We start from the raw sequence: 26,764 nt of genomic DNA, 5'->3' as shown, positions 1-26,764 counted from the left end.
GTGACGCGAGCGGTCACCGCGCCGGCGAGCCGGGGGTACGGGTAGACCTTCACGCGATGGCCTCCTTGTTCTCCCGGAGCTCGACGACGAGGCCCGTGAGCGCTGCTCGTACCGGATGGGTGGAGACGTCGGTGACACCCCGGAAGACGGCACGGCGCATTCCCGGCGCGAAATGCAGAACACCGCCGACCAGTTCGCAGCCGCTCACGGCGGCCAGTTCGGCCCACCCGACGGACGGGCGTGGGCCGGAGCGCACGTCGAGCTTGGCAACGGGGTCCATCGCCCAGGACTCGCTCCCGGGCGCCATCCTGACCACGGCGGTGATCTGCCATGCGCCGGAGGGATCGATCACGGCCTTCAGATCGTCCAGTTCCGGAGGCGTGACCACTCCCCTGGGCTTGGCCGCCGGCCTGCCCGAGATCTTGAGTCGCCTGGCCACCTTGCTCCTGCCACTGGCCCCCTCCTTCCTCGAGATCGCCACGAGCCGGTGCACAGCCTTGTTGATCTCCGAGGTCATCGTCGCTATCCGCCGATGGGCGGACGGCGAGTAGCGCGTCCTCAACTCCTCCGTCTGACTCCACTTGTTGTGTTCCGGCGGCTCCGACGCCCGGAGGAACTCCTCGGCCTCGGCCGCGAAGGGTGCGTCGTCACCTGCCGCTCGGCCGGCGAGCAGAACGGCCTGGAAGGGATTCGTCCCGGCGGGGAGACCGGGTACCCGACTGGTCCTGACCGTCATACGACTACCTCGCATGGCCGTCACCTGATTGATCCTGCCATCGGCGTCCGTGGCCTCGGTGACAAGGAGCACCGCCCGGTGCTCACCGGCCGTGGCGGCGACACCTTCACGCTCGGGAAGTCTCAGCCGCACGGTGGTGAGGGCCACCTGACCCGCCTGGGTGAGGCGGTCCACCGTGGTCCCGGCGAGGAACGCGCGAAGGGCACGTGAGCGAGCAGGCTGATGCACCTCCGGGTCCACCCGTTCCTCCTTCAGCTCCACACCGTTGCGAAGCATCCGGACAGAGGCCTCCAGTAAGGGCTGACGTTCTCCACCCGACGTCATCGCGGCCCAGAAATTGCGCCCCAGCGCACGGACAAGGCGCTGGTGCATGCGCTCCAGGCTGTCCTCATCCTCGTTCGGATCGCCGTCCACGTCCTGCCCTGCCTCGGCCAGGCTGGCCACATCATGTGCTCCCACGATCAGGAAGGACGTGCCGGGCTCGTCGCCCTCCCTGGTGAGATGCAGGCCCTCGACCGTCTCCTCGTCCGCCCACCAGGAACGGACGACCTCCGAGTTCTCCGCCTGCGGATCCGGCCGCCCCAGCCATGCGGGCCCCGCATACCTCCTGCCGTGCACCTCCCGCCAGGGCAGATCGAGCCGACCGACCAATCGGCTCCGGGTACATCCCTCGTGCGGCTCGGAGAGGGTCGAATTGATGAGTACCAGCCCCAGACGACTGGTGGCCCACAGAGTGGCCTTTCCCAGACCGTACGAGCCTCCGGCCGACGCGTCGGTCTTCCGACTGTCGAGCTGACGTCGGACCACCGCTGCGAACCGACCGTCCTCGTAGTCGTCCCCGGTCAGGCCATGGGCGTTGTAGTCGTCGATGCGAAGGAGTACCAGCCGTTCCTTCTCGGCCATCTCGCGCAGGCCGGTACGGATGACACGTCCGACCTTCTGGTCCTGCACAGCGGCCGCATCGAAGTGCGGCCGGAGGTCGTCCCAGCGGATCGCGCTGCGGAACCGGATCAGATGATCACCGCTCAGCTCGTGCAGCGTGTAACGGACCCGGACCGGCCGGTCGTTCCGCCTGACCCGCTCGTCCAGACTGTTCTGGGTCGCCTCACGCGCCAGCACCTCCAGGTCGGCCTCGAACGCGAAGGCCGCCGCATTCCCGAACTCCCGCCCACCGTCGTCGTGACCGGGACGGTGGTACCACCTGACCGATGCCTCCGGCCCGATCGTCCCCACGCCCGGCTCCCTCTCGTTCGAGGCCACCGTTTCCCCTCCTCCATCGGAACTCTTCTCTGTCCCCCGCATGCCCGGCCCACGCCCCGGTGGCGCCGCGGCCGAACCCGATTCCGCCCGCTGACCCGGAACTCTCCTGCGCGCGGCTCTCGCTGCGGCCTCCCTGGCGAGGTGGGGGGCCGCCTTCTCGCGCCGTCGTTCGGCGGCGGCGGTGTCCGGCGCAAGGCCCAGCAGGATCCTGACGTCCGTCAAGGCCTGTCGCTCGATCTGTCGAATGCGCTCACGTGTGACGCCGAACCTGGTGCCGATGTCGTCCAGCGTCCAGAACCGCCCGTCGAGGAAACCATGACGCAGCAGCAGGATCTCCCGCTTCCTCGCTGTGAGACCGCACGCATCGAACCATTGGGAAATCTCCTGGCGCTCGAATACGGGCCGCAACGTCTGCTCCGGGCCCGGTACGAGGCAGACATCGCCGAGCGCCAGCTCTCCGAGAGTGACATTCTCACCGGCGGGTTGATCGAGCGAGACGATCCGCCGACTCAGGCGGAGGCACTCGGTCACTTTCTCAGGAGTCAGCCCACAGGCAAGAGAGAGATCGTCGATGTTGGGGTTCACACCCCTGGCGAGGAAGTCCCGCTCCCTCCGTCGCACCTTCTCGATCTCGGACCAGAGGTACACCGGGATCCGAATGGCCGATCCCTCATCGGCGATCGCACGAGAAGTGCTCTGCCGGATCCACCAGGTGGCATAGGTGGAGAACTTGTAGCCCCGCGAGGCATCGAACTTCTCCACCGCACGGATCAGGCCGCGCATGCCGTGCTGCACAAGGTCCTCGTAGTCGGGATGGTCCCGGTACCCCAGGTTGCCGACGGCCTTGTGGACCAGTCCCTGGTTGTGGGCGACCATCGCGGAGAACGCCCGGTACGACTCACCGTCACGCTCGAGGTTCACCACGTACCGGTCGGGTAACTCCTCCGTCGCCGTCATCGCTCCGCGGAACAGCAGGACGAGCCCCACCTCCTCCTCGGCGCTGAGCACGGTTCGGCTCGGATCCCGTCGCCGGCGGTCGGCGTCGAGCACACGCCGCCCAGCGGCACGAGCGGCCTCCAGGTCATGGATCCGGACCGTTCCCCGGAACTCGGCGGGATCCGGGAGTTCTTCGACCTCTTCGGCCTCGGGGAGGCCCGGAACGTCGGGACCCTCATCGGCGGCGGCATCATGGTCGACAGCCGTACCGGACCCGGACGACTCGCCCGCATCGTGGTGCAGACGCTCCTCCTCGACCGCCTCGGCCAGGACGCGGGCCCCGATCCCGTCGAGTCGCGCGGCCTTCACCACATGCACAAGGGCCCACCGGTGGTCGACTCCCTCGGCTGCGAACCTGCGAACGAGACGAAGGAGCAGATCCCGGCCGGCATCATCCATCTGTTCGCCGGACGTAGCGCCCCACGCCATGGTCACCCCACATCTGAAGCTGCATCACACCTGTGCCGGCGCGTAGTCCATCATCCATCCCACCGCTCCTGCCAGCGCCTTCTCGCCAGGAGCCACGCACCCGCGCCCTGGGACTCGGTATGTTGAAGATATCTTGGCGTGACGGTGGGGGAGAGTTGATGCGGATCATCCCGAGCGAGATCTCGAGCAGCACGAGGAGTCGGGCCGAACGCAGTGTGTTCACAGCGCTCAAGTCGTTACCCGACCGACAGGGCGTCGCGCTGCACTCGGTCCATCTCGGCCGCCATGGCACGAAGCGTGTGGGCGAGATCGACTTCGTCGTCATCACTCCCGGCATCCTCCTCTTCATCGAGGTCAAGGGCGGCCGGGTCGTCCAGGAGGACGGGAAGTGGTACTACGGACCGGCCGGTCGCGAGGACGGGCCCAGGGAGAGTCCCTTCACCCAGGCCAGCGGTGGCATGCACGCGTTCGAACGAAAGCTCGGCACCCTCGTCGGAGACCTCAGGGCGCTGGGCGTCCCCAGCGGATACCTCGTGATCACCACGGACGTCGACCTCGACGTCACCACAGAGTTCGAGGCCGAGCAGTACCTGGGAGGCACTGCCTACGACGGCGGCCGTGGTCTCGCGCAGGGAATCGAACGGGCCACCCGCTTCTGGCTGGGCCGCAACAAGGGGGCACGTACGCCCATCCCGGGGGATGTCCGTCGAAGGATGCTCGACGCGATCCGCCCGGACTTCGACCTCGTACCCAATCTGCAGTCACGACTGACTGATCTGGACGTCGCGTTCGAGCGTCTCACGAACGAACAGATGGACCGGTTGGACGAGTTGGAATCCAACCCACGCCTCATCTGGACCGGGGGCGCCGGTACGGGAAAGACGTTCCTCGCCGCCGAAGCGGCCCGCCGCAAGTCCGCCGTCGGCAGTGTGTTGTTCACCTGCGCGAGCGACACCCTGGCCAGACACATGGCCGGCGTCCTCACGGAAGATGCGATCACGGTCCTTCCCTTCGGACGGCTGAACGAGGTCGCGCTCCGTTCCTTCGACCACCTGATCGTGGACGAGGCCCAGGATCTGATGACCTACGACACTCTCGACGTCCTGGAGAAACTGGTCTCCGGCGGCCTCGAGCACGGCCGCTGGATCTTCATGCTGGATCAGAACAACCAGGTGCTGGCGCCGGACGCCTTCAGCTCGGAGGCCTGGGAGTACCTGCGCCCGCTGGGCTTCGTGTACGGACCCATGAAGCGCAACTGCCGCAACACCGTGCAGATCGTCAGGCAGGTCCAGCTCTTCACCGGTGCCGACCTGGGCACCGCCTCTGCCGGCGAGGGGGAACCGGCCCGGTTCGTCTATCCGCAGGGCGCCTCGGACGAGGCCGAACTGCTGGACGCCTATGTGGACGAACTCGTGCAACAGGACGTCTCACTGAGGGACATCACGCTGCTGTCCGCGTCCGGCGACTGGGAGACGAGCTCCGCGCGTCTGTCACGACGCGCCGCCAAGATCCAGCGCTTCACCGATGTCGTCGGCTCAGCACGCGCCAGGCAGCGGCTCACCTGGTCGTCCATCGCCGATTTCAAGGGCCATGAGAGCAACGTCCTCTGCCTGATCGATCTCGGACCGGAGCACCTGGAAGGCCGGCTCGATGCGATCTACGTCGCCTGGACCAGGGCGCGCGCCCAGCTCTGGGTCTCGTGCGGCCCGGACGTCCGGAAGAAGCTGAAGACCCTGGCCGCGGACGCGGTGCACCAGAAGCAGGGGGCCTGAAATGGCTGCCGTCGCAGCGCGACTCGCCACCCATCGCGACGAATACGTGGGCTACCTGCACCGACAACTTGTCGGCCCCCGACCGGACGACGAGGAGACCCTCGTCGACCCGCCCGACCGGCGCTACCTCATGGGCACGTTGTATCCGCGCGGGACCTCCATGCTGGAGCACATGGAGGAGGAGGGCGAGGAGGAATTCGGCGAGGCAGCGGCCAGCAGCGGTGAGGAGGACGGCTTCGCCGAGGATCCCGTGGCCGAGGCGAATGCCTGGCTCCCCTCCTCCCTCGGCTTTTCCTTCTTCACCGATGCCCGCCGGATCGAGGTCTCCTGCGGGGCCTCCCGCTACCTGACGCTCCGCGAAGGCGGACGCCGGAGCTGGCAGAGGCAACCACGTCTCTCCACGACGAAGACCGTCGACATCGGGATGTCGACACCGATTTCCTGTCTGGACGGGCACGGTCGCCTCCACGTCCGGTGGCGAGTATTCGGCAACGGCCATCTCGTCACCTGCGTGCTGGCCAACGAGCATCGCGAGGAGGAGAGTCCGCACAAGGACCGGGACCTGATGCTCTTCCAGGTGGAGCTCCGGGCGACGACCGAGGACGGCACCGTCCTCGAATACCCGAGCACTCGTCTGAACAGCCGTGACGAGGAGGAGCAGGAGCTCCGCGTCCAGTACCGACACATCGTCAACAGGGCTGTCGGGCACGGGTGTGCCGTCGAATGGGACGAAGGCTCCGACCCGGTGACCACCGTGCGGGCCCAGGTCATGCCACAGCAGGTGGTCGAACACATCAGGCCCGACGGACCCCGCGACCTCCCGGTGCTCAACCTCGCCCACCTGTCGCGGCCGGAGCTCGCACTGGACGACCTCCGATCCGGTCTGCACTCCTTCGTCCTCGGATACCGCAAGTGGTTCGAGACCCAGCAGTCGGAGGCGGACTCCCTGCGGCCATGGGCCACCGCGCCCGCCGGGCGCCTCCTCGACAGGATCGATGCCACGCTCGACCGCATGACCTCCGGTGTGGAGGCACTGACCGCGTCGACGCCGGTCGCGGAAAAGGCGCGCGAGGCATTCCGCCTGGCGAACCGGGCGATGGCTCTCCAGATGTTGCACAGCATCCCCGAACTGGCGGGGAGCCGGCGCCGTCGGAACAGCGAGCTGGTCGAGTTCACCGAACCGCCCGACCACTACGCATGGCATCCCTTCCAGCTCGCCTACTTCCTGCTCGTCGTCGAGAGTCTGATGAACCCCGGGCACGAGGACCGGCGCACGGTCGACCTCATCTGGTTTCCGACCGGTGGTGGCAAGACCGAGGCGTACCTGCTCACCGCCTGCTTCGAGATCCTCCTGCGCCGGCTCCGCTTCGACGCACAGGGCGGCGGAACAGCCGTACTCAGCCGCTACACCCTGAGCCTGCTGACCACCCAGCAGTTCCAGCGCACCGCCACGGCGATCTGCGCCCTCGAATACATCAGGTCCGGGAAGGACGGTCCGCCGGCTTCGGATCTGGGCGACGAACCCATCTCGATCGGGCTCTGGGTCGGCCAGGAGACGACTCCGAACAGGACCGCCGTCGCGGAGGTGGAACTCGACGCACTGAAGCAGATGAACGAGCCCGATGATCGTTTCCTGCTGGAGAGGTGCCCCTGGTGCGGGACCGAGATCGTCCCGGAACGGGGCGGGCAGGAGCGTGATTTCGGCATCCGGGCCGACGGGGTCGACACCTCGTTCTTCTGTCCGCGCAACACCTGCGCCTTCCACGAACGACTTCCGGTGGCCGTCGTGGACCAGGAGATCTACAAGAACCCTCCGACCTTCGTGCTCGGCACGGTCGACAAGTTCGCACGGCTGGCGTGGGAACCCGAGGCGGGGCGCCTCTTCGGTGCACACGGCAGGCGCGCACCCTCGCTGGTGATCCAGGACGAATTGCATCTGCTCTCCGGTCCCCTGGGTACGACCGTGGGCCTCTACGAGTCGGCCGTCCTCGAACTGTGCGGCTGGAGCGGCGTCCCACCGAAGGTCATCGCCTCGACAGCGACCATCCGACGTTCGGAGGACCAGATCCGGGGCCTCTACGGTCGCCCTGTGCATCTCTTTCCCCCGGCAGGGCTCAAGGCGGGGCATTCGTACTTCGCCTCACCCGACCAAGAGAAGCCCGGACGTCTGTACGTCGGTGTCATGGCGCAGGGACACACGGCCTCGACGGCGACCGTCCATGTGGGTGCCGCAGGGCTGCAGGCGCCGATGGAACTCGGTGCCGACGACGTCCTGCGCGACGCGTACTGGACCATGGTGGCCTACCACAACAGCCTGCGGGAGCTCGGTCGGACCGTCACGATCGCAAGGGACGACATCCCCGCGCGCCTGGAACACCTGACGAAGGACGATTCCCGCCGCCGCGAGCTGGGCGACGGCTCTGTGGTCGAGCTCACCAGCAACGTCCCGCGAGCCGACCAACCACGTCTCCTCGAACGCCTGGGGAAGAGGTTCAAGGACCCGGGCAGTGTCTCCTTCCTCGCCACGACCAACATGCTCTCCGTGGGCGTGGACGTCCCACGCCTCGGCCTCATGATCATGAACGGCCAGCCCAAGACCACATCGGAGTACATCCAGGCCACCAGCCGTGTCGGCCGACGCGACGTGCCAGGGCTGATCGTCACCCTGTTTCGCTCGAGCAAACCGCGCGACCGTTCCCACTACGAATCCTTCGGTGTCTACCATCGTTCGCTCTATCGGCATGTCGAGCCCACGAGCGTGACGCCGTGGTCCCTGCCCTCCCGCGGCCGGGCCCTCCACGCGGTGCTCGCCATTCTCATGCGACACGGGGCCGGACTCCACGCGGAGAACCGGGCAGGCGAGATTCTCGACCACCCGGACGCCGTCACACGGGTCCGGAGACTCGTGATGGATCACGTGCGACGTGCCGATCCCGACGAGGTCGAGGCGACGGCCAGGGACCTGGATGCCCTGATCGCGGAATGGACAGAGGAGGCGACGGTCGCACGGGGAGAGGGCGGACGCCTCTACTACAAGTCGCAGGGGAGGACACAGAGCGCGCTCCTCACCGATTTCGGCAAGCAGGAAGGTCTGTGGCCGACGCCGCAATCGATGCGCAATGTCGACCGTGAATGCCTCATCGTCGTCAGGGGAGCGTGAACAGCATGAAGGATGTTCGTCGTAAGGTCCGCAGGACGCAGACCATCGTCCCCTTCGGCGTCGGTGGGATCATCGACCTCCGTGGCGAATCGTTCGTGGCCGCCGACATCCGCAGCTGGTCCAAAAATGCCGAACGGGTCGAGTCACCGCGACTCGCTGCGAAACTGCGGGTCGAGGACTTCCGCTCCGCCCCTGTCATCCCCTCCGGAAAGGCCGCCTACGCCTCCCGCAGCGGTCCTTCGTACGTGCGCTTCCCCAAGTGGCTGTTCTGCCCCCAGTGCAGAAACATGGAGCTCTGGCAGGCGGTACGCGAGGAGAAGGGCAAGCATCCCGTGTGCGGGAAGTGCGTCGGCAAGCCGCAGACGGCCCCGATGCGTTTCATCCAGATCTGCCGCGCGGGTCACATGGCCGACATCGACTGGCGTCGATGGGCACATTCACAGAGCGAGAGCCATGCCCAGCGCCAATGCCAGGTGCGTCGGCTCCGGTTCGTCGCCAGCCCCGAGTCCTCCGGTCTCGAAGCACTGCAGGTCACCTGCGTCGTCTGTCAGGCCGGCCGCAGTCTGGCCGGGATCGGTCGGAAGAACGTCCTCAAGCAGTTGCAGAGGAGGTGTCCCGGCACCCACCCCTGGCACGACGGGGACGAAGCGGACGCCTGCGAGGAGACTCCACAGGTGGTGCAGCGCGGCGCCTCCAATGTCTACTTCCCGGTCACGCACTCGGCGATCGACATCCCTGCACCTGCGGATCTCCCGGAGGACGACGAAAGCGTGCAGGCGGTCGTCGACAACAAGTTCTGGCCGGATCTCGTCAGCGCCCCTGACGGCCCGTTCGCCGACCGGTTCACGGAACTCATCGCTGCGCAGTGCGAGGTCGACCCGGAGCTCGTGCGGTCGATCTGCCGCCGCACGGCCGAGCAGGCCACCTCGACGTCCTTGTTCGACCCCGCCGACGACCTGAGCATCGCCGAGTGGGCAGCGCTCTCCGTCCCGGAGTCGGTAGCGGGTTCGAAGACGTTCTCCGTACGGCGGACCGTTCTCGGGATCGACCACACAGCTCCTCGCTCGATGCGGGAACTGGACTCCGCCATCTCTGACGTGGTCGTGGCCGAGCGGGTACGCGAAGTCCGCGTGCTGGAGGGGTTCTCCCGCTACGAACCCACGCCGGACGAGGACGGCGAGGGCGGCCGACTGGTATCGGTCAACACGGCTCGCCGGGCCAAGTGGCTGCCCGCGGTGGAGACCTACGGCGAGGGGATCTTCATCGCCGTGGACGAGGACCGCCTGAGGGCCTGGGAAAGCCTTCCGTCGGTCCGTGAGTGGACGCGCCGGATCGAACACGATCTGGACGCCTCCTTCAAGGTCGACCGGTTGAGAGCCAAATCGGGCCCGGTGCTCCTCCCACGATTCGTGATGCTGCACACCCTGGCCCACCACTTCATCCGGCAGCTCTCCTACGACAGCGGGTACAACGCCGCCTCGCTCCGGGAACGTGTCTATGCCAGGAGCCATTCAGCGGGCAGTGGGCATCCGCCGCAAGCGGGTGTGTTCGTCTATACGGCTGCCGGGGACGCCGAGGGGACTCTGGGGGGTCTCGTCCGTCAGGGCCGTCCCCCGTACCTCGCCGAGACCTTGATCCGCCTGCTCGAATCGGCCCAATGGTGTTCCCAGGACCCGTTGTGCGCGGATTCGACCGGGCGTTCGCTGGCGAATCTGAACCGTGCCGCCTGCCATGCATGCACCCTGCTCCCCGAGACCTGTTGCGAGATCGACAATTCCATCCTGGACAGGACATTGCTGATCGGCGACGGCAAGGTCCCGGGCTTCTTCCAGGAAGCCCTCCGCGCCGCGCAGGAGGAGTCGGTCGAGACCGTGGGCCTTTCGTGAGGATCCCCTCCCTCCTGGAGCTGGGGACCGAGCAGCAGAACGTCGTCGAACTGCCATTCGACGGACGGCACGTCATCACGGGACCGCCCGGCGGGGGCAAGACCGTGGCAGCCGTCTATCGCGCCTGGGCTCTGGCGACCGCCGGGCGTGACGTCGTCCTCATCACGCGCTTCAACCTGTTGCACCAGCATCTCTCACAGCTGGCCCCGAGCCTCACCGGAGCCGTGGTCGTCACCACCTGCAGAGGTTGGATCGGAGGCTTCTGGCGCGCACGTTTCGGGACCGATCCTCCGGTGGCCGAGGAGGACGATCGGAGCCACGACTGGGTCGGGATGCAGCGCCAGTGCATCCTCCGGAACGTGCGGACGACCACGCATCTGGTGATCGACGAGGGGCAGAACCTCCCGCTCGGGTTCTACCGGTTGTGCCGAGTCCTGGGCGTCGACGTCACGGTGTTCGCGGACGAGTACGAACGCATCGGTGACGAACAGAGCACGCTGTCGGAGATACGACGGACGCTCGACTCACCGGACGCCCCTCTCGTCCTGCCGGAGAACCGTAGGAACAGTCGGGAGATCGCGATGCTGGCGGCCGAGTTCCGCGTCGATGCCCGCACGGAGATCCCCTTGCCGACACGAATCGGCCGGACTCCGGTCGTCCTGAGGATTCCCTCCCTCGCACATCTCGTCACCGGGATGTCCCAGTACTTCAATGCCCATCGGGACCGGACCATCGGAATCATCTGCCGATCGACCTTCCTCGTACGGGACATCCAGAGCCGGCTCACCGGCGTGGGACTGGCAGCCCAGACCCAGGCCTACGTGCACGACGACCGTCACAGGCGGGCGATCGACTTCTCGACGCGTCCCATCAGGATCGTGACCACGGCCAGCATGAAGGGGCTCGAGTTCGACAGCGTCTTCGTGCCGGATCTGGACTCCTATACCGATGACCCGACCGGTCTGGATGCCCGCCTGCGCCTCCTGGTGCTCTGCACCCGCGCTCGCGAGGATCTCCACCTGGCCCATCGGAGCCCGCAGGAGCCGGCGATCCTGTCGACCGTTCCGGAGTCCCTGCTGGCCCGTCACCGGGCCTGACGACGCCGCCGTGGCCCGGGGCAGCGGCGGAGTACGGGGCTCAGGTCTTTCAGCCAAGCGTTGCGGGTGGTGGTCCAGGTGGCTTCGCAGTGGGGGAAGCGGGGGGCCAGGTCCGGGTGGCGGGTGGGGGCGGCGCCGTAGAGGTGGCACAGGTGGGTGGCCTCGCGGAGCGCGTCGGGGGCGTGTTCGTCCTGGTCCTCGGCGTGCGGGCCGGTGCCGGAGGCCGCGGCGAGGGCGTACTCCCGGGCGGCCAGCCGCAGCGCGCGCTCACCCGGCGGGCCCTGGCGCAGGAGCATCAGGGCGGCGAAGCGGTCCGCCGCGTCCTCCTCGGCCCTGCCCTCGGCCGGTAGGTCCAGGAGGTCCACGAGGGCGTGGCCCGCCTCGTGGAAGAGGGTTTCGGTCCAAACCGCGGAGACCGCCTCGTCGGCCGGGCGGTCGCCGGCCCGTTCGAAAAGGGCCCGGTCCTCGACGGCGTCGTCGTAGCACAGCTCGATGCGGCGGGTCCCCGGCGCGTAGCCGGAGCCCTCGCCCGCGCAGGACGTGGCGACGACGACCACCTCGTGGGGCAGGTCGAGGAACGCGTTCAGCTGTTCGGCCGCGTCCTCGGCCCCGCGCCCGGCGCGCAGTCGGGCCGCCTCCGTGCGGTCGGCCGCGGCCGCGGGTTCGTAGCGGACGGTGAAGCCGGTGCGGGCGGGCGGGTCGGGGGGTGCGCCGGGGGACGGGGCGGTGCAACCGGTCAGCATGATCGCCGCGACCGCGACCGCGGTCGCCGTCCCCGTCGCCGTCCTCACGCGTCGTTCCATGCGCGTGATTCTCGGTCATCGAGGGAGTCGACGTGTCGTCAATTCGGTGGCGAAGAGCGGCCAGTAGCTCTGAACTCGCTCAGATTCTCTCGCGCTCGGGCCCACCGCGAAGGACACTTGGGGCTCGTGCCGGGCTCTTCGGAGGAGGATGCGGATGCGGGTCAGCCATCGCAATGAGGCCGAGCGTCTGCTGGAACGGGCCGTCGACGAGGAGTCGTCGCGGTCCGGGACGGCCGGGGACAAGGCCGCGCTGCTCGCGCGGGGGCGGGAGGCCCTCGACGCGCTGGCCGCCAGCGCCGCCGAGGAGTACGCGGCGTACGTGAGCGCCCTGGACGAGGCCGCCGCCGGGGACCATTCGCTGCGCGAGGCGTTCCGGCGGCAGAGCGCCTCGACGGCGGTACTGGCCTGCGCGGTGGCGGCGGTCGCCGCCTTCGGGATGGACGTGGCGCTCGACGCGGCTCCGGCGACGGCGGCGGCCACGGGGGCCGCCGCGCTGGTCGCGGGCGCCCTCGCGACCGTCGCGAAGGTGACCGGCACCCACCTGCCCGCGGCGAGCCGCCGGGCCGGCGCGCTGGGCCAGCCGGGCGGCCCCGAGCAGCTGAAGCTCCAGTGGTTGTCGGCGCTGGAAGTACGGGGCATCCGGCCCTTCCTGGCGCAGCAGCGGCAGGTCACGACGGCCGCACGGGCACAACGGCCGGCCCGGGCGCCGCAGTTGCGCGGGTCGGACCGCAGCGCCGAGGCGCGCCAACGCCGGGTGCTGGAGCAGTCCTTCGGACAACTGCCGGACCCGGTCGGTCCGTTCACGGGTCGACGCGCGGAGATCGGACAGATCGCGCAGTGGGTGCAGGCGGCGCGGGCCAGTACGCAGACCCGCCCGGTGGTCGTCGTACTGCACGGCGAGCCGGGCGTGGGGCGCACCGCGCTCGCGGTGCGGGCGGCGCACCAGCTGCGGGACCAGTACCGGGGCGCCTGTGTGGTGGCGCTGAGCGGGAGCGGCGGCAGCGGAAGTGGCAGCGGTGAGGCGGCGCTGCCGACCCGGGAGGCGCTGCTGCACCTGCTGAACCGGTTGGGCGCGCCGCGCGAGCAGCTGCTCTTCCGGGAGCGCTCCTCGGCGGACCAACAGGTGCGCAGGCTGACGGAGTTGTACCACCAGCACCTCCAGGGCATGCCGGTGACGGTGGTGCTGGACGACGCGGCGGACGCGGCGCAGGTGCGCACGCTGGTGCCGGAGCGTTCGGACAGCCTGGTCCTGGTGACCGCGCGGGAGGCGCTGGAGCTGCCCGCGGACACGCCGGCGTGGGTGCACCACCTGGCGGTGGAGCGCCTCGGCGCGGCGGAGTCCGCGGAGGTGGTGCGGGCGGGCGCGGAGGCGGCCGGCGTCGGCCCGCACGCGGACGAGGTGACGGCGGGGCTGCTGGGGTTGGGGGCGGGGCTGCCGCTGGCGCTGCGCGTACTGGCCCCGCTGGGCGGCGTGCGGGCCGGCGAAGGGGGGCTGCTGGACCGGTCGCTGGAGCTGGCGTACGTACGACTGCCCGAGGACCGGCGGCGGCTGCTGCGGCGGCTCGCGCTGGCCGGGCGGGCCTCGCTGGGGGCCGCCGCGGCCGCGGCGCTGATCGGGGCCGACCGGGCGGAGGCGGGGCGGCTGCTGCGGGAGCTGGCGAAGGCGGGACTGCTGGACCACGTGCGCGGGGAGCGGTACCGGATGCACGACGCGGTGCGTGCCTTCGCGGCGGCGCGGCTGGCGGCGGACGAGGAGCGGGCTTCGGCGACGGCGGCGCACGAGCGGCTGATCCGGAACTACGCGCAGCTGGCGGACTCGGTGATCCGGATGGTCGACGGGAAGACCTCGACCCGGGCGAACCACTTCGACGGGCACGGCTTCGCCTCCCTGGACGCGGCGCTGAACTGGCTGGAGGAGGAGTCGAGCTTCATCACCTCGGCGCTGCGGCAGTCGGAGGGCGTGGACCAGCAGGCGGTGCTGGACCTGCTGGGGGCGCTGTGCGACTTCTGCCTGCTGCGCGGGGACCTCTACCGCCTCGGCGAGATCAACGAACTGGCGCAGGCGGTGAACCAGGGCCGGCTGGTGCGCTCGGTGCAGTGGCGCACGGGCATCGCGGCCCGCCAGCTCGGTGAGCTGGACAAGGCGCGCACGACGCTGACGTCGGTGGTGGACCAGTACATGGAGGCGCACCAGGAGGCGGGCGCGGCGATGGCGCTGGTCTCGCTGGGGATCACCCTGCACCACCAGGGGAACCTCCCGGAGGCCGCGGCGCGGATCCGGCAGGCGATCGCGCTCCAGGAGCCGCCGGAGCTGGCGGGCGACCGCGCGTGGGCGCTGCACGCGCTGGCCGCGGTGGAGCGGGACCGGGCGCACCTGGCCGAGGCGCTGGCGCTGCTGGAGCGCTCGCTCGTGCTGCACCGGGAGAACGAGAGCGTGCACGGCGAGGCGTGGGCGCACTTCCAGCTGGGGCAGGTGTGCCTGCGGATGGACGACGTGCCGCGCGCGGAGGCGGAGCTGCGGCTCGCGCTGGAGCTGTACGGGCGCACGCACGACGGCCGCGGCGAGGCGTGGGCGCTGACCCAGCTCGGGCGGGCCCGGGTGGTGGACGGCGATCCGGCGACGGCGGTCGGGCAGCTGCGCGAGGCACTGGCCCGGCACCGGGAGGCGGAGGACGCGCGCGGCGAGGCGTGGACGCTGTACTACCTGGGGCAGGCGCTGGAGGAGAGCGGGGAGCGGGATCCGGCGGTGCGCGAGCTGGAGCGGGCCCGGACGATGTTCTCGCGGATGCGGGACGTGTACGGGCTGGCGTGCGCGCGCCACCATTCGGGGCGGGTGACCCGGGACCAGCGCGCGGCGCAGACCGGCAACCTGCGCAATTCCGGCTTCGCCCGGCAGCTGCTGGTGGACGCCCGGGCGGACTTCCGCCGGATCGGGCTGGCCCACGGGGAGGGCTGGACCTGCCTGGAGCTGGCCGTGGTGGACGCGGGCAACGGGCGCCTCGCCCAGGCGGTCGAGCTGTGCGAGGAGGCGGGACGGCTGTTCGCCTCCTACGGGGACCTGCGCGGCGGGGACTGGGCGCGCTTCCTGCGGTGCACGATGCTGGCGTACGCGACCCCGGGCCCGGAGGGCCTGGCGGCGGCCCGCGCGGAGCTGGCCGCCCTGGCGGCGGAGCCGCACCCGGCGCGGGACGGGAAGCTGGAGGACTGCCTGGAGCCGTACGGGCTGATCCTGGCGCGCGGGGTGGACCCGGCGGAGGGCTGGCAGGCCTGGCGGCTGTCGATGGTCCCGGACCGGCACTCGCGGGAGATCATGGGCGTCGCGGTCCCGGCGCCGTCGGCGTAGGGCCGCCCATGTGGTGCGGGGCATGCGGAACCCGCACCACCGGCCCTGGATCCTGCTGGGCGGTGGTGCGGGCTCCGCGGACGCCTAGGAGGCCCGCGGGGCCTCGGTCGCCGTGGTGGCGGGACCGGCCGTGGCGGGGTCGGGGGCCTCTTCGAAGCTGACCCGCCCCATGTGGCGGTTCATCGACTTCATCAGGAACCACACGCCGACGGCGAGGGCCGCGAACACGATGAAGCCGAGGAGGCCGGGGGTCACCTTGTTCTTGTCGAAGGTGTCACCCGCCAGCGGGAGGAGCTGGGTCAGTGCTGCCTGCGTAGCGCTCATAGCTACGCATTCTCCCGGATGCCCGCGAAGAGGTCGGACTCGGGGAGGGAAGTGTCGACGAGTGACTTCGCCAGCTCGTACTCCTCCGTGGGCCAGACCTCCTTCTGGACGTCCATGGGCACGCGGAACCAGCCGCCGTCCGGGTCGATCTGCGTGGCGTGCGCGATCAGGGCCTTGTCGCGGATCTCGAAGAACTCCGCGCACGGCACGTGCGTGGTCAGCGTCCGCTCGGTGCGCTCGAATTCCTTCCAGCGCTCCAGCCACTCCCCGTAGGGGGACTCCATGCCGCGCGCGAGGAGTGCCTCGTGCAGGGCGACGGTGCGCGGCTTGTTGAAGCCCTGGTTGTAGTAGAGCTTGAGCGGCTGGTACGCCGGCCCGAACTCGTCCTCCGGGTACTTCTCGGTGTCGGCCGCGCCCTCGAACGCCACCATGGAGATCTGGTGGGTCATGATGTGGTCGGGGTGCGGGTAGCCGCCGTTCTCGTCGTAGGTGGTGATGACCTGCGGCCGGAAACCGCGGATCTTCTTCACCAGCTCGCCGGCGGCCTCGTCTACGTCCGCGAGCGCGAAGCAGCCCTCGGGCAGCGGCGGCAGCGGGTCGCCCTCGGGCAGGCCGGAGTCCACGTAGCCGAGCCATTCCTGCTCGACGCCGAGGATCTCGCGGGCCTCGTCCATCTCCTTGGCGCGCACCTCGTGGATGTGCTCCTCGATGTACTTGTCGCCCTGGAGCTTGGGGTTCAGGACCGAGCCGCGCTCGCCCCCGGTGCAGGTCACGACCAGTACGGGCACCCCTTCGGACACGTACTTGGCCATGGTGGCCGCGCCCTTGCTCGACTCGTCGTCGGGGTGTGCGTGGACGGCCATCAGTCGAAGCTGCTCGGTCAAGACAGGATCCTCTTTGGGTCGGGCGTGGCCGTCGGTATCGGCTCCTCGTCCCCCTCAGCAAGCTACTTCCGAGGGGTATTCCTGGCGACAACGGTAGTGCGTGCCCGCCGCCGGGCGGACCGTCCGCCCGCGCCCCGCCCTGTGCCGACGGGGGGCCCGATTCCGCCGTGCGCCGAGCGGCGTGGGATCCTCCAGGGGTCGGGTGGCTCGCGGACCGGAAGGGTCCGGCCCTTGCGAGAGGAACGATCATGAGCGCGGTGCGCGAGGGACTGCCCGAGGGCCGGTACGGCCGGTCGGCGGACGAGCGGACCGACCGCAAGCTCAAGATCGTGGGCGGGGTGCTCGGGGCGGTGCTGCTGGGCGTGGTCGGCTGGATCGGCTGGGACTACGTCGGCGGGCAGAGCGTCAGCGGGGAGATCATCAAGTTCCAGGTGGTCTCGGACTCCGAGGTGCAGGTGCACCTGGAGGTCCGCAAGGACGCCTCCGTCACCGGGGTCTGCACGCTCAGCTCGCAGGACAAGGAGCACGGTGAGGTCGGCCGCGCGGACTACACCTTCGACCAGGCGTCGGGCCGGGTCGACGAGATGCTCACGCTGAAGACCACGGGCCGCGCCACGATGATCGAGCTGATCGGCTGCCAGCCGGCCGGGGACGACGAGCACTAGGGACGCACGGGACGCGTACGGGCCGCACGGGCCGTCGTACGGCCGTCGCGCGGGCCGCCGTACGGGTGATCATGATGTGGCCGCAGGGCCGTGCCACCTGGGCCCTGACGCACTTCACACCGTTGGTGTCCTCCCTCTTTTCTTCCCGAATTGTTAGGCTCGTGGTTTCGCCCATTGCCGGCGACTTTGTTGTCCCCCTAGTTCCCTAGTTCCCCTGTACCGACGAGGAGCACCTGTGACCCAGACGAGCGAGAACGTCACCTGGCTGACCCAGGCGGCGTACGACCAGCTGAAGGCCGAGCTGGACTACCTCTCTGGTCCCGCACGCACGGAGATCGCGGTCAAGATCGCAGCCGCCCGCGAAGAGGGCGATCTGCGCGAGAACGGCGGTTACCACGCGGCCAAGGAGGAGCAGGGCAAGATGGAACTGCGCGTCCGCCAGCTCACTCAGCTCCTGGAGAAGGCCAAGGTCGGCACCGCGCCCGCGTCCGACGGCGTGGTCGCGCCCGGCACCCTCGTGACGATCGCCTTCGACGGCGACCCGGACGACACGCTGGAGTTCCTGCTGGCCTCCCGCGAGTACGCCTCCTCGGACTTCGAGACCTACTCGCCGCAGTCCCCGCTGGGCTCGGGCGTGATGGGCAAGGCGATCGGCGAGGACGCCCAGTACGAGCTGCCGAACGGCAAGAAGGCCCTGGTCAAGATCCTGGCCGTGACGCCGTTCAACGGCTGACCCGCCGGGTCGCGCACGCCGAAGGGCCCCCGCCGGACACGCTCCGGCGGGGGCCCTTTCGCATGCGCCGAGCGCTACGTGGTGCCCCCTACGCGGTCGCCGAGCGGTACTTGCGGACCGCCAGGGTCCGGAAGACCACGATGATCACGACGGACCAGATGATCGAAGCCCAGACCGGGTGCTGCATCGGCCAGGCGTCCGGGACCGGGTAGCCGGGCGGCAGGTTCCCGAAGAGCGTGCGGGCGGCCTGGACGGTCGCGCTGAAGGGGTTCCACTCGGCGATGTGCCGCAGGAAGGTCGGCATGTTGTCGGAGGGGACGAACGCGTTGGAGATGAAGGTCAGCGGGAAGAGCCAGATCAGCCCGCCCGAGGTGGCCGCCTCCGGGGTCCGCACCGAGAGCCCGATGAGCGCCCCGATCCAGGAGAAGGCGTAGCCGAGCAGGAGCAGCAGGGCGAAGCCCGCCAGCACCTTGCCCAGGTTCTCGTGGGTGCGCCAGCCGACGATCACCGCCACGATCGCCAGCACCACGATGGTGAGCGCCGTCTGGACCAGGTCGGCCAGGGTGCGCCCGGTGAGCACCGCGCCGCGCGCCATGGGCAGCGAGCGGAAGCGGTCGATGAGGCCCTTGTGCATGTCGTCCGCGATGCCCGCGCCGGCGCCGGCGGTGGCGAAGGTGACGGTCTGGGCGAAGATGCCGGCCATCAGGAACTCGCGGTAGGCGGCGGGCGAGGTGTTGCCGCCGACACTGATGGAGCCGCCGAAGACGTAGCTGAACAGCACCACGAACATGACCGGCTGGATCACCCCGAAGATGATCATTTCGGGAATCCTGGACATCCGGATCAGATTGCGCTTGGCGATCACCAACGAGTCGTTGACCGACTGGGCGATGCCACCGCGGGGGCGCGGCGCGGCCAGCTCCGGCGTGCGGGAGGTGATGCTCACTTGGCCTCCTCCTTCTGCGCCTTGGCGGCCTTGCCGCTCCTGTTGCCCCGGCCGCCCTTGGTGGCGCCGGGGTCCTCCCCGTCGTCCTCCTCCGCCAGTTCGGCGGCGTGGCCGGTCAGGGAGATGAAGACGTCGTCGAGGGTCGGGCGGCGCAGGCCGATGTCGTCGATCTCGATGCCGCGGCCGTCCAGTTCGCGGATGACCTCGGCGAGCAGCTTGGCGCCGCCCGTGACGGGCACGGTGAGCTTGCGGGTGTGCTCCTCGACGGTCGTCTCGCCCTTGCCGAAGGCGGCGAGGACCTCGCGGGCGGTGGCGATGTGCTCGCGTTCGTGCACGACCACCTCGACGCGCTCGCCGCCGGTCTGCGCCTTGAGCTGGTCGGAGGTGCCGCGGGCGATGACCCGACCGTGGTCGACCACGCAGATGTCGTGGGCGAGGTGGTCGGCCTCTTCGAGGTACTGGGTGGTGAGCAGCAGGGTGGTGCCGCCCGCCACGAGCTCCTGGATGATCCCCCACAGCTGCTGGCGGTTGCGCGGGTCCAGGCCGGTGGTCGGCTCGTCCATGAACATCACGGGCGGGCTGACGACCAGGGCGGCCGCGAGGTCGAGGCGCCGGCGCATGCCACCGGAGTAGGTCTTGGCGGTGCGGTCCGCGGCGTCGCCGAGGTTGAAGCGTTCGAGCAGTTCGGCGGCCCGCGCCTTCGCCGCCTTGCCGCTCATCTGGTAGAGCTGGCCGACCATCTGGAGGTTCTCGCGGCCGGTGAGGTACTCGTCGACCGCGGCGAACTGACCGGACAGGCCGATCGCGCGGCGCACCTCGTTGGGGTGCTTGAGGACGTCGATGCCGGCGACGACGGCCTTGCCGCTGTCGGGCTGGAGCAGGGTGGTCAGGACGCGCACGGTGGTGGTCTTGCCCGCCCCGTTGGGGCCGAGCAGACCCAGGACGGTGCCTTCGGGGACATCGAGGTCCACCCCGTCCAGAGCCCGTACGTCGCCGAAGGTCTTGACCAGACCTTCGGCGTAGATGGCGCCTGGCATATGGATTCTCCTAGCAAAAAGGATGTTTCCTACGCAAATCTTATGGTTGCCAGGCCGACCTCGCCCGGCCGAACGGGTGACCCCGCGGAGACCGGACACACGCTATCGCGTCATATCGCGATGCGCAGCTGTAGGGAACGATCGAATGCGCGAACGGATCGGCGGATCGCCCCTCAGCCCATGACCTTGTACCCCGCGCTGTGCAGCGACCGCGCCACCTCCGCGCAGTGCTCCGGCCCCTTGGTCTCCAGGTGCAGCTCCACCTCCACCTCCGTGAGCCCGAGTCGCGGATCGGTCCGTACGTGGCTCACGTCCAACACGTTCGCATCCACCACTGACAACACCCCCAGCAGACCGGCCAGCGCCCCCGGCCGGTCCGTCACGCGCAGCCGCAGCGACAGGTACCGTCCCGCGGCCGCCATGCCGTGCCGCAGGATCCTTTGGAGCAGCAGCGGGTCGACGTTGCCGCCGGACAGCACCGCGACCACCGGGCCGTCGCCGTACCGCTCGGGCTCGCTCATCAGGGCGGCGACCGGACTGCAACCCGCCGGCTCCACCACGAGCTTGGCCCGCTCCATACAGAGCAGCAGCGCGCTGGAGAGCGCGTCCTCCGACACCGTACGCACGTCGTCGAGGAGTTCGCCGATGATTTTGAAGGGGACGTCGCCCGGGCGCCCGACCTTGATGCCGTCGGCCATCGTGTTGGGGGCGTCGATGGAGACCGGGTGGCCGACCTTGAGCGAGGGCGGATAGGCGGCCGCGCCCGCCGCCTGGACGCCGATGACCCGCACGTCGGGGCGCAGCGCCTTGACGGCGACCGCGATGCCCGCGGCCAGGCCGCCGCCGCCGATGCCGACGACGATCGTGCGGACCTCGGGGCACTGCTCCAGGATCTCCAGGCCCACCGTGCCCTGGCCCGCGATGACGTCGCGGTGGTCGAAGGGGTGGATGAAGACGGCGCCGGTGCGGTCCGCGTAGTCCTGGGCGGCCGCGAGGGTCTCGTCGACGACCTGCCCGTACATGCGCACCTCGGCGCCGTACTCGCGGGTCGCGGCGATCTTGGGCAGCGGGGCGCCGACCGGCATGAACACGGTGGAGCGGACGCCGAGCAGCGTGGAGGCGAGGGCGACGCCCTGCGCGTGGTTGCCGGCGCTGGCCGCCACGACGCCGGCGGCGCGCTGTTCGGGGCGCAGGCCGGAGATCCGGACGTAGGCCCCGCGCAGCTTGAAGGAGCCGGTGCGCTGGAGGTTCTCGCACTTGAAGTGGACCGGGGCCCCGACCAGCGAGGTGAGGTACCGACTGCCTTCCATGGCGGTCACCCGCGAGACGCCGGACAGCATCTTCTGGGCCCCCCGGACGTCGTCGAGGATGACCTGGGGGACGGGCTCCGGCACGCGGTAGTTCATGGCTCCAAGTCTCGCAGTTGTGCGGGAGCCCGGCGCGGGCCGTCCGCGGGGCGGACGCCACCCGCCCCGGATCCGGGACGGGGGCGAAATCTCGCCATCCGAGACCGGTACGGAAGGCGTCCCGTCCCCGTCTCCGGCCCGCCGTACCAGTTCTCGCACGAGGCGTACGAGCCGCAGCGCAGCCGCGTACTCTGTCCCCCATCCTTGTCGGCCCCATGCGAAGAGAGCCCACGGCCATGCCTTCCACTCCGGCCAATTCCGACCTCCCGGCGGCGCCGGACGCGCCCGCCGGGGCGGGTCTCCTGGACGCGCTCCAGCATCAGGTGGCGGTCTTCGCCCGGCGGGCGGAGCAGACCCGCCTCGGCGGGGTCGGCCAGGCCCGCAACTCGATGGACCGCGCCGCGTACCTGCTGCTGAACCGCCTCGACCTGGAAGGCCCGATGGGGGTCAAGGCGCTCGCGGGCGGCATGGGCATCGACTCCTCCACCGTGACCCGCCAGGTCGCGCCGCTGGTCGACACGGGCCTGGTCAAGCGCACCTCGCACCCGGAGGACGGGCGCGCGGTGGTCCTCGCGCTGTCCCCGCGCGGGCTGGCGCGGCTGGAGGAGGTCCGCTCCTCGCGGCGCGAGCTGATGTCCCGGGTCACGGAGGGCTGGTCGCCGCAGGAGCGCGAGGCGTTCACCTCGCTCCTCACCCGTTTCAACCTCTCGCTGTCGGAACTCATGGCGGCGGTCGCCGAGGGCGGTCCGACCTCTTGACCGGGGTGGCCCGACTGCCCGCACTATGTGGGTTGTGGACCACCAATCGACGTACGGGCGGTCGGAGTTCGCCGGACTCCCCACCTCCCGCACGCGCTCCCATCCGGAGTTCGAGGCCTTCGTCGCGGGTGCGGCGGGCCGGCTCCTGCACGTCGCCGTCCTGCTGACCGCCGAGCCGGAGGGCGCGGCGCCGCTGGCCCGGCGGCTGCTGTCGGGCGCGCTGGCGCGTACGTTCGCGGACTGGCGGCGGCTGCGCGGGGACGACCCCTACGCCGCCACCCGCGCCGAACTGTGCGCCGCCTTCGCCCGCTCCGCCTGGCGCCATCACGGGCGCCCGCGGCCGGACGCGGGGGTGCTCGCCCGGCTCAGTCCGCAGGAACGTCTCGTCGTGGTCCTGCGGGTGTACGAGGGCGTGGCCGAGGAACAGACGGCCGCGCTGCTCGGGATCCCCGCGGACCGGGTGCGGGCGGTGTGCCACCGTGCGATGACCGCACTGCGGGCGGCCGCGGCGGCGGGCCCGCCCCCGCCCGGTCGGGTCGCGTGATGGGCGCGCCCGATCGCAAGGAGGCCGAGGTCCGGCGGCTGCTGGAGGGCCCGCACCCGGTGGTGCCGGTGGACCTCGCGGCCGTCGCCGCCGCGCGCGGCACGCGGCTGCTGCGGCGGCGCCGGACGCTGCGCCGGGTGGGGTGGGCGGTGGTGTTCGCGCTGGTGGTCGCCTTCGCGGTGTGGGCCTCGCTCGCGCACCCGTGGGAGATACCGCCGACGGACGTGGCCCCGCCCCTGCGGGGCTGGTAGCCACGTCCGTCGTGGTGCACCTGCCGACCGGTGTCCCGGTCGGCGTCCGGCCGGTGTACCGGCGCGCGTCCGGCCGGTGTACCGGCGCGCGTCCGGTCGGTGTCCCGACCGGTGTCTAGCCGAGCGCCTGGGTCAGGTCCGCGATCAGGTCGTCGGCGGCCTCGATGCCCACCGACAGCCGGACCAGGTCGCCCGGGACCTCCAGGGCCGAGCCCACCACCGAGGCGTGGGTCATCCGGCCCGGGTGCTCGATCAGGGACTCGACGCCGCCCAGGGACTCGCCCAGGGTGAAGAGCTTGGCGCGGTTGCAGACCTCGACCGCCGCCTCCTCGCCGCCGACGACCTGGAAGGAGATCATGCCGCCGAAGGACTTCATCTGCTTCGCGGCGATCTCGTGGCCCGGGTGGTCCGGCAGGCCCGGGTACAGGACGCGGGAGACCTTCGCGTGGCGGGTCAGCATGTCGGCGACGCGCGTGGCGTTCTCCGAGTGCCGGTCCATGCGGACGGCCAGCGTCTTGATGCCGCGCAGCACGATCCAGGAGTCGAACGGACCGGCCACCGCGCCCATCGCGTTCTGGTGGTAGGCCAGTTCCTCGCCGAGGGCCGCGTCGGCCGTGATCAGCGCACCGCCGACGACGTCCGAGTGGCCGCCCATGTACTTGGTGAGGGAGTGCAGGACCACGTCCGCGCCGAGCGCCAGCGGCTGCTGGAGGTAGGGGGAGGCGAAGGTGTTGTCCACGACGAGCTTGGCGCCCGCCGTCCGCGCGATGTCGGCGATCACGGCGATGTCCGTGATGCCGAGGAGCGGGTTGGAGGGGGTCTCGACCCAAATGACCTTGGTCTTCGGGGTGATGGCCGCCTGGACCGCCGCCGCGTCGGAGGTGTCGGCCACCGACCAGTCGACGCCCCAGCGGGAGATGACCTTGGCGAAGAGCCGGAAGGTGCCGCCGTACGCGTCGTTCGGGATGACCACGTGGTCGCCCGGGGAGAGCAGCGTGCGCAGCAGGCAGTCCTCGGCCGCCAGGCCCGAGGCGAAGGCCAGGCCGCGGCGGCCGCCTTCCAGTGCCGCCAGGTTCTCCTCCAGGGCGGTACGCGTCGGGTTCGCGCTGCGGCTGTACTCGTAGCCGCCGCGCAGGCCGCCGACGCCGTCCTGCTTGTACGTGGAGACCTGGTAGATCGGGGGCACGACCGCGCCGGTCAGGGGGTCCGCCTTGTTCCCCGCGTGGATGGCGCGGGTTTCGAAGCTCTGGTGCTCGTGGCTGTCGTCGCTCATGAGCAGAGCCTAAGGGCTGTCCGGGGTGAACCGGCTGGTGGCAGGGGCACCCCTCGTTCGCGTCCGGGGGCGTGCGTCTGGTTCGCTTGGGTGCATGGAGATTCTGTGGTTCCTGATCGCGATCGGCATGCTCATCGCCGTCGTCGGGCCCTACGTGCGGCGCCGGCGCTCCGGCGTCCGCCTCGTCACGCCCGACAGCCCCGACGCCGCCGACCCCGAGAACTACGGCTTCGCCCGGCAGGAGCAGCTCGACATCCGGATCCCCGGACCCGACCAGGACCTGATGGACGCCCTCGGCAACGTCGAGCGCAGCGGCCAGTGGCAGGCGGCGTCCATGCTGCTCGCCGGCACCCCGCGCGACGGCGAGGTGCGCTGGCAGCGCGTGCAGGCCTTCGCCGGGGCGGCGGCGCTGGACCTCGCGCAGCGGCCGGGCATCGGTGCGCCGTGGTTGAAGGCGTGGCGGCTGGAGGCCCCGAAGGACGCGGGCGGCGCGCAGGTGCACGCCGAGCTGCTGGTCCAGCAGGCGTGGCGGCAGTCGGGCGGCGTGGGTTCGACCGATCACCGGATCATCCTGGAGGAGGCCCGTACGGCGGCCGCCGGCAGCGCGCTGCTGGCCCCCGGCGACCCCGTCCCGTACATCACCGAGCTGGCCGTCGCCCGTGGACTGGGCTATTCCGAGGCCGAGTTCGACGCCCTGTGGGCGAAGATCATCGACCGGGCGCCGCAGCACATGGGCGCGCACCTGGCGGCATTGCACTACTGGTGCGAGAAGTGGCACGGCTCCCGCGAGAAGGCCGACGCCTTCACGCACGCCGCGGCCGCGCGCGCCCCGCAGGGCTCGCTGCTCGCCGCGCTGCCCCTGTTCGCGGTGTACGAGCACCTGCCGGAGTTCACGACCGTGCAGAGCTTCTACCAGAGCGCCGTGGTCACCCGGGCCGTGGAGGGCGCGCTGTACGCCGTGCACTCGGCCCGCGCCGACGATCCGATGCTGGCGCACGTCCGTCACCTGTTGATCCTGTTCCTGGTCAACAGCGAGCGGTGGGCCGAGGCGATGGAGCAACTGCGGCACGTCGACGGGTACGTCGGCGCGCTGCCGTGGTCGCACAGCGCGGATCCGGCGGCGCAGTACGCGGTGTACCGGGCGCTGGCCGTGGCGGGCTACGAGGCGAACGGCGGCTCCCCGGCGACCCTGCCGCGATGACCCGCTCCACATCCACCTGCGCTTATAAGGTTGCCATAAGCGCAGCTCAGGCCGCATGATCCGGCCGTGACCCTCGTACTCGTCCTCCTCGTGCTCCTCGTCCCGCTCGGCATCGTCGTGTACCTCGCCCGCACCAAGGGCAGGCCCGCCGGCCCGCGGGCCGAGCGCTGGATACGCACGCAGTTCGACCCGGCCGCCTTCGGCCTCGTCCCCCGCGACCAGCTCGACCCCAGCCGCGGCGGCCCCGTCCTCGATCCCGGCGCGCGGGCGCGGGCCCAGGAGGTCGCCGACGCGGCCTGGGACGGGGACTGGCGGGTGGCCGCCGCGTACTGCGAGGCCGCCGGGCGGGACTGGGACGAGCGGTGGTCGCGGATCGAGCTGCTCATCCAGATCGCCGAGAGCGACGACCGCTGGCTGAACGACTGGCGCGGCGCCCAGCCCGACAACGGCGACGCGGGCACCGTGTACGCCCAGGTGCTCCTGCACCGCGCCTGGGAGATCCGCGGCACCGAGTACGCGAACAAGGTCCCGGCCGAGCGGATGCGGCAGTTCAAGGAGCTGCTCCCGGCCGCCATGGCCGCGGCCCAGCAGGCCGCGGACCGCGCCCCGCACGACCCGGGCCCCTGGGTCGTGATGGTCACGGCGGCGCGCGGGATGCAGTACTCGCACAGCCGGTTCACCGAGCTGTGGCGCAACCTCCAGCTGCGCGCCCCGCACCACGGGCCCGCGCACTGGCAGGCCCTGCAGTACTGGTGCGACAAGTGGTTCGGCTCCGACACGCTGATGTTCGACTTCGCCGTGCGCGCCGTCGGCACCTCCCCCGCCGGCAGCACCCTGGCGGGGCTGTACCTGCACGCCCTCGACGAGGTCGAGAAGCGCGGCGGGCAGCGCGGGAACCGGGCCGACAGGCACGTCAAGGCCCGGCTGGAGGACGTGGCCCGGCGCCTGGACACCGTGCCGGAGACCCACGAGGACCTGCCGCGGCTGCGCCACAAGCTCGCCCACCACCTGCTGGCCGCGAGGATGGACCGGGAGGCGCTGGAGCAGTTCCGGCGGATCGGCCCCTACTGCGGCGCCAACCCCTGGGCCCAGGACGCCGCGGGCGCGTCGGCCGCCTTCGACCACGCGCGCGGGCGCGCGGCGTACGGTTCGCGGGCCTGAGCGGCCTGAGCGGCTGAGCGGCCCGAGCCGCCCGTTCCGCACCCCGACGCCGCCCCGCGGCCGACGGACCCTGCATACTTTGCTCTCTCTTGGGGCGCC

20 protein-coding genes are annotated in these 26,764 nt (G+C 70.6%); 12 read left to right on the top strand and 8 right to left on the bottom strand.

Annotated features, from left to right (window positions below; all coding sequences use genetic code 11):
• Positions 1–49 precede the first annotated feature (49 nt).
• Complete coding sequence (locus tag ACIBEA_RS11955) at positions 50–3,421, bottom strand: RNA polymerase sigma factor RpoD/SigA (protein ID WP_399260135.1); 3,372 nt, start codon at positions 3,419–3,421, stop codon at positions 50–52.
• Positions 3,422–3,579: 158 nt separating this feature from the next.
• On the opposite strand from ACIBEA_RS11955, the gene ACIBEA_RS11950 reads away from it, so the two are divergent.
• From ACIBEA_RS11950 to ACIBEA_RS11935, 4 genes are read left to right on the top strand one after another with little or no spacing between them, the layout of a single operon-like run.
• Positions 3,580–5,193, top strand: coding sequence for an NERD domain-containing protein (locus ACIBEA_RS11950; protein WP_399259704.1), 1,614 nt, complete (start codon positions 3,580–3,582; stop codon positions 5,191–5,193).
• Position 5,194: 1 nt separating this feature from the next.
• On the top strand, positions 5,195–8,353 hold the full coding sequence (locus tag ACIBEA_RS11945; RefSeq protein ID WP_399259703.1) for a helicase-related protein: 3,159 nt from the start codon (positions 5,195–5,197) through the stop codon (positions 8,351–8,353).
• Positions 8,326–10,239, top strand: coding sequence for a DrmB family protein (gene drmB, locus ACIBEA_RS11940; RefSeq protein WP_399259702.1), 1,914 nt, complete (start codon positions 8,326–8,328; stop codon positions 10,237–10,239). Before ACIBEA_RS11945 ends, drmB begins: the two co-directional genes overlap by 28 nt.
• Complete coding sequence (locus ACIBEA_RS11935; RefSeq protein WP_399259701.1) at positions 10,236–11,336, top strand: hypothetical protein; 1,101 nt, start codon at positions 10,236–10,238, stop codon at positions 11,334–11,336. Before drmB ends, ACIBEA_RS11935 begins: the two co-directional genes overlap by 4 nt.
• On the opposite strand, the gene ACIBEA_RS11930 is transcribed toward ACIBEA_RS11935, so the two are convergent.
• Positions 11,324–12,139, bottom strand: coding sequence for a DUF4344 domain-containing metallopeptidase (locus tag ACIBEA_RS11930; protein ID WP_399259700.1), 816 nt, complete (start codon positions 12,137–12,139; stop codon positions 11,324–11,326). The genes ACIBEA_RS11935 and ACIBEA_RS11930 overlap by 13 nt on opposite strands.
• A gap of 154 nt (positions 12,140–12,293) precedes the next feature.
• On the opposite strand from ACIBEA_RS11930, the gene ACIBEA_RS11925 reads away from it, so the two are divergent.
• Positions 12,294–15,482 (top strand): tetratricopeptide repeat protein, encoded by a 3,189-nt coding sequence (locus ACIBEA_RS11925; protein WP_399259699.1) that lies wholly within the window; start codon positions 12,294–12,296, stop codon positions 15,480–15,482.
• An 84-nt stretch (positions 15,483–15,566) separates the two neighbouring features.
• Here ACIBEA_RS11925 and ACIBEA_RS11920 read toward each other — a convergent pair whose 3' ends face one another.
• Both ACIBEA_RS11920 and mca read right to left on the bottom strand, forming a co-directional pair.
• Positions 15,567–15,806, bottom strand: coding sequence for a hypothetical protein (locus ACIBEA_RS11920; protein ID WP_399259698.1), 240 nt, complete (start codon positions 15,804–15,806; stop codon positions 15,567–15,569).
• A gap of 2 nt (positions 15,807–15,808) precedes the next feature.
• Positions 15,809–16,690: a mycothiol conjugate amidase Mca gene (mca, locus tag ACIBEA_RS11915; RefSeq protein WP_385785334.1), complete on the bottom strand. Its 882-nt coding sequence runs from the start codon at positions 16,688–16,690 to the stop codon at positions 15,809–15,811.
• 248 nt (positions 16,691–16,938) lie between these two features.
• Between mca and ACIBEA_RS11910 the strand changes: the two genes are divergently transcribed.
• Together ACIBEA_RS11910 and greA are read left to right on the top strand one after the other, a co-directional pair.
• On the top strand, positions 16,939–17,355 hold the full coding sequence (locus ACIBEA_RS11910) for a DUF4307 domain-containing protein (RefSeq protein ID WP_399259697.1): 417 nt from the start codon (positions 16,939–16,941) through the stop codon (positions 17,353–17,355).
• Between the two features lie 235 nt (positions 17,356–17,590).
• Positions 17,591–18,088, top strand: a complete 498-nt coding sequence (greA, locus tag ACIBEA_RS11905) for a transcription elongation factor GreA (protein ID WP_399259696.1) — start codon at positions 17,591–17,593, stop codon at positions 18,086–18,088.
• A gap of 88 nt (positions 18,089–18,176) precedes the next feature.
• On the opposite strand, the gene ACIBEA_RS11900 is transcribed toward greA, so the two are convergent.
• From ACIBEA_RS11900 to ilvA, 3 genes are all read right to left on the bottom strand, one after another.
• Positions 18,177–19,028, bottom strand: coding sequence for an ABC transporter permease (locus tag ACIBEA_RS11900; protein ID WP_399260133.1), 852 nt, complete (start codon positions 19,026–19,028; stop codon positions 18,177–18,179).
• 2 nt (positions 19,029–19,030) lie between these two features.
• Positions 19,031–20,071 carry an ATP-binding cassette domain-containing protein gene (locus ACIBEA_RS11895; RefSeq protein ID WP_399259695.1) on the bottom strand — a complete coding sequence of 347 codons (1,041 nt, stop codon included), beginning with the start codon at positions 20,069–20,071 and terminating at the stop codon, positions 19,031–19,033.
• Positions 20,072–20,244: 173 nt separating this feature from the next.
• Complete coding sequence (ilvA, locus tag ACIBEA_RS11890; RefSeq protein WP_399259694.1) at positions 20,245–21,477, bottom strand: threonine ammonia-lyase; 1,233 nt, start codon at positions 21,475–21,477, stop codon at positions 20,245–20,247.
• 236 nt (positions 21,478–21,713) lie between these two features.
• Here ilvA and ACIBEA_RS11885 point away from each other — a divergent pair, with 236 nt between their 5' ends.
• From ACIBEA_RS11885 to ACIBEA_RS11875, 3 genes are read left to right on the top strand one after another with little or no spacing between them, the layout of a single operon-like run.
• Entirely contained in the window at positions 21,714–22,235 is a 522-nt protein-coding gene (locus ACIBEA_RS11885; protein WP_399259693.1) for a MarR family winged helix-turn-helix transcriptional regulator, read from the top strand.
• A 34-nt stretch (positions 22,236–22,269) separates the two neighbouring features.
• A complete protein-coding gene (locus ACIBEA_RS11880) occupies positions 22,270–22,779 on the top strand; it encodes a sigma factor-like helix-turn-helix DNA-binding protein (protein ID WP_399259692.1) in 510 nt (169 codons plus the stop codon).
• Positions 22,779–23,030 (top strand): hypothetical protein, encoded by a 252-nt coding sequence (locus ACIBEA_RS11875; RefSeq protein WP_399259691.1) that lies wholly within the window; start codon positions 22,779–22,781, stop codon positions 23,028–23,030. The genes ACIBEA_RS11880 and ACIBEA_RS11875 overlap by 1 nt, the downstream gene beginning before the upstream one ends.
• Positions 23,031–23,145: 115 nt before the next feature.
• Here ACIBEA_RS11875 and ACIBEA_RS11870 read toward each other — a convergent pair whose 3' ends face one another.
• The gene (locus tag ACIBEA_RS11870) at positions 23,146–24,303 is read right to left on the bottom strand and encodes a cystathionine gamma-synthase (RefSeq protein ID WP_399259690.1); all 1,158 of its coding nucleotides are present in this window, start codon (positions 24,301–24,303) and stop codon (positions 23,146–23,148) included.
• Between the two features lie 94 nt (positions 24,304–24,397).
• Here ACIBEA_RS11870 and ACIBEA_RS11865 point away from each other — a divergent pair, with 94 nt between their 5' ends.
• The gene (locus ACIBEA_RS11865) at positions 24,398–25,504 is read left to right on the top strand and encodes a hypothetical protein (protein WP_399259689.1); all 1,107 of its coding nucleotides are present in this window, start codon (positions 24,398–24,400) and stop codon (positions 25,502–25,504) included.
• A gap of 66 nt (positions 25,505–25,570) precedes the next feature.
• On the top strand, positions 25,571–26,665 hold the full coding sequence (locus tag ACIBEA_RS11860; RefSeq protein WP_399259688.1) for a hypothetical protein: 1,095 nt from the start codon (positions 25,571–25,573) through the stop codon (positions 26,663–26,665).
• Positions 26,666–26,764: the final 99 nt, after the last annotated feature.

Source organism: Streptomyces sp. NPDC051555 (assembly GCF_044454405.1).
Classification (GTDB): domain Bacteria; phylum Actinomycetota; class Actinomycetes; order Streptomycetales; family Streptomycetaceae; genus Streptomyces.
Note: the sequence above shows the minus strand (reverse complement) of the source record. Positions and strands in the feature narration are given on the sequence as shown.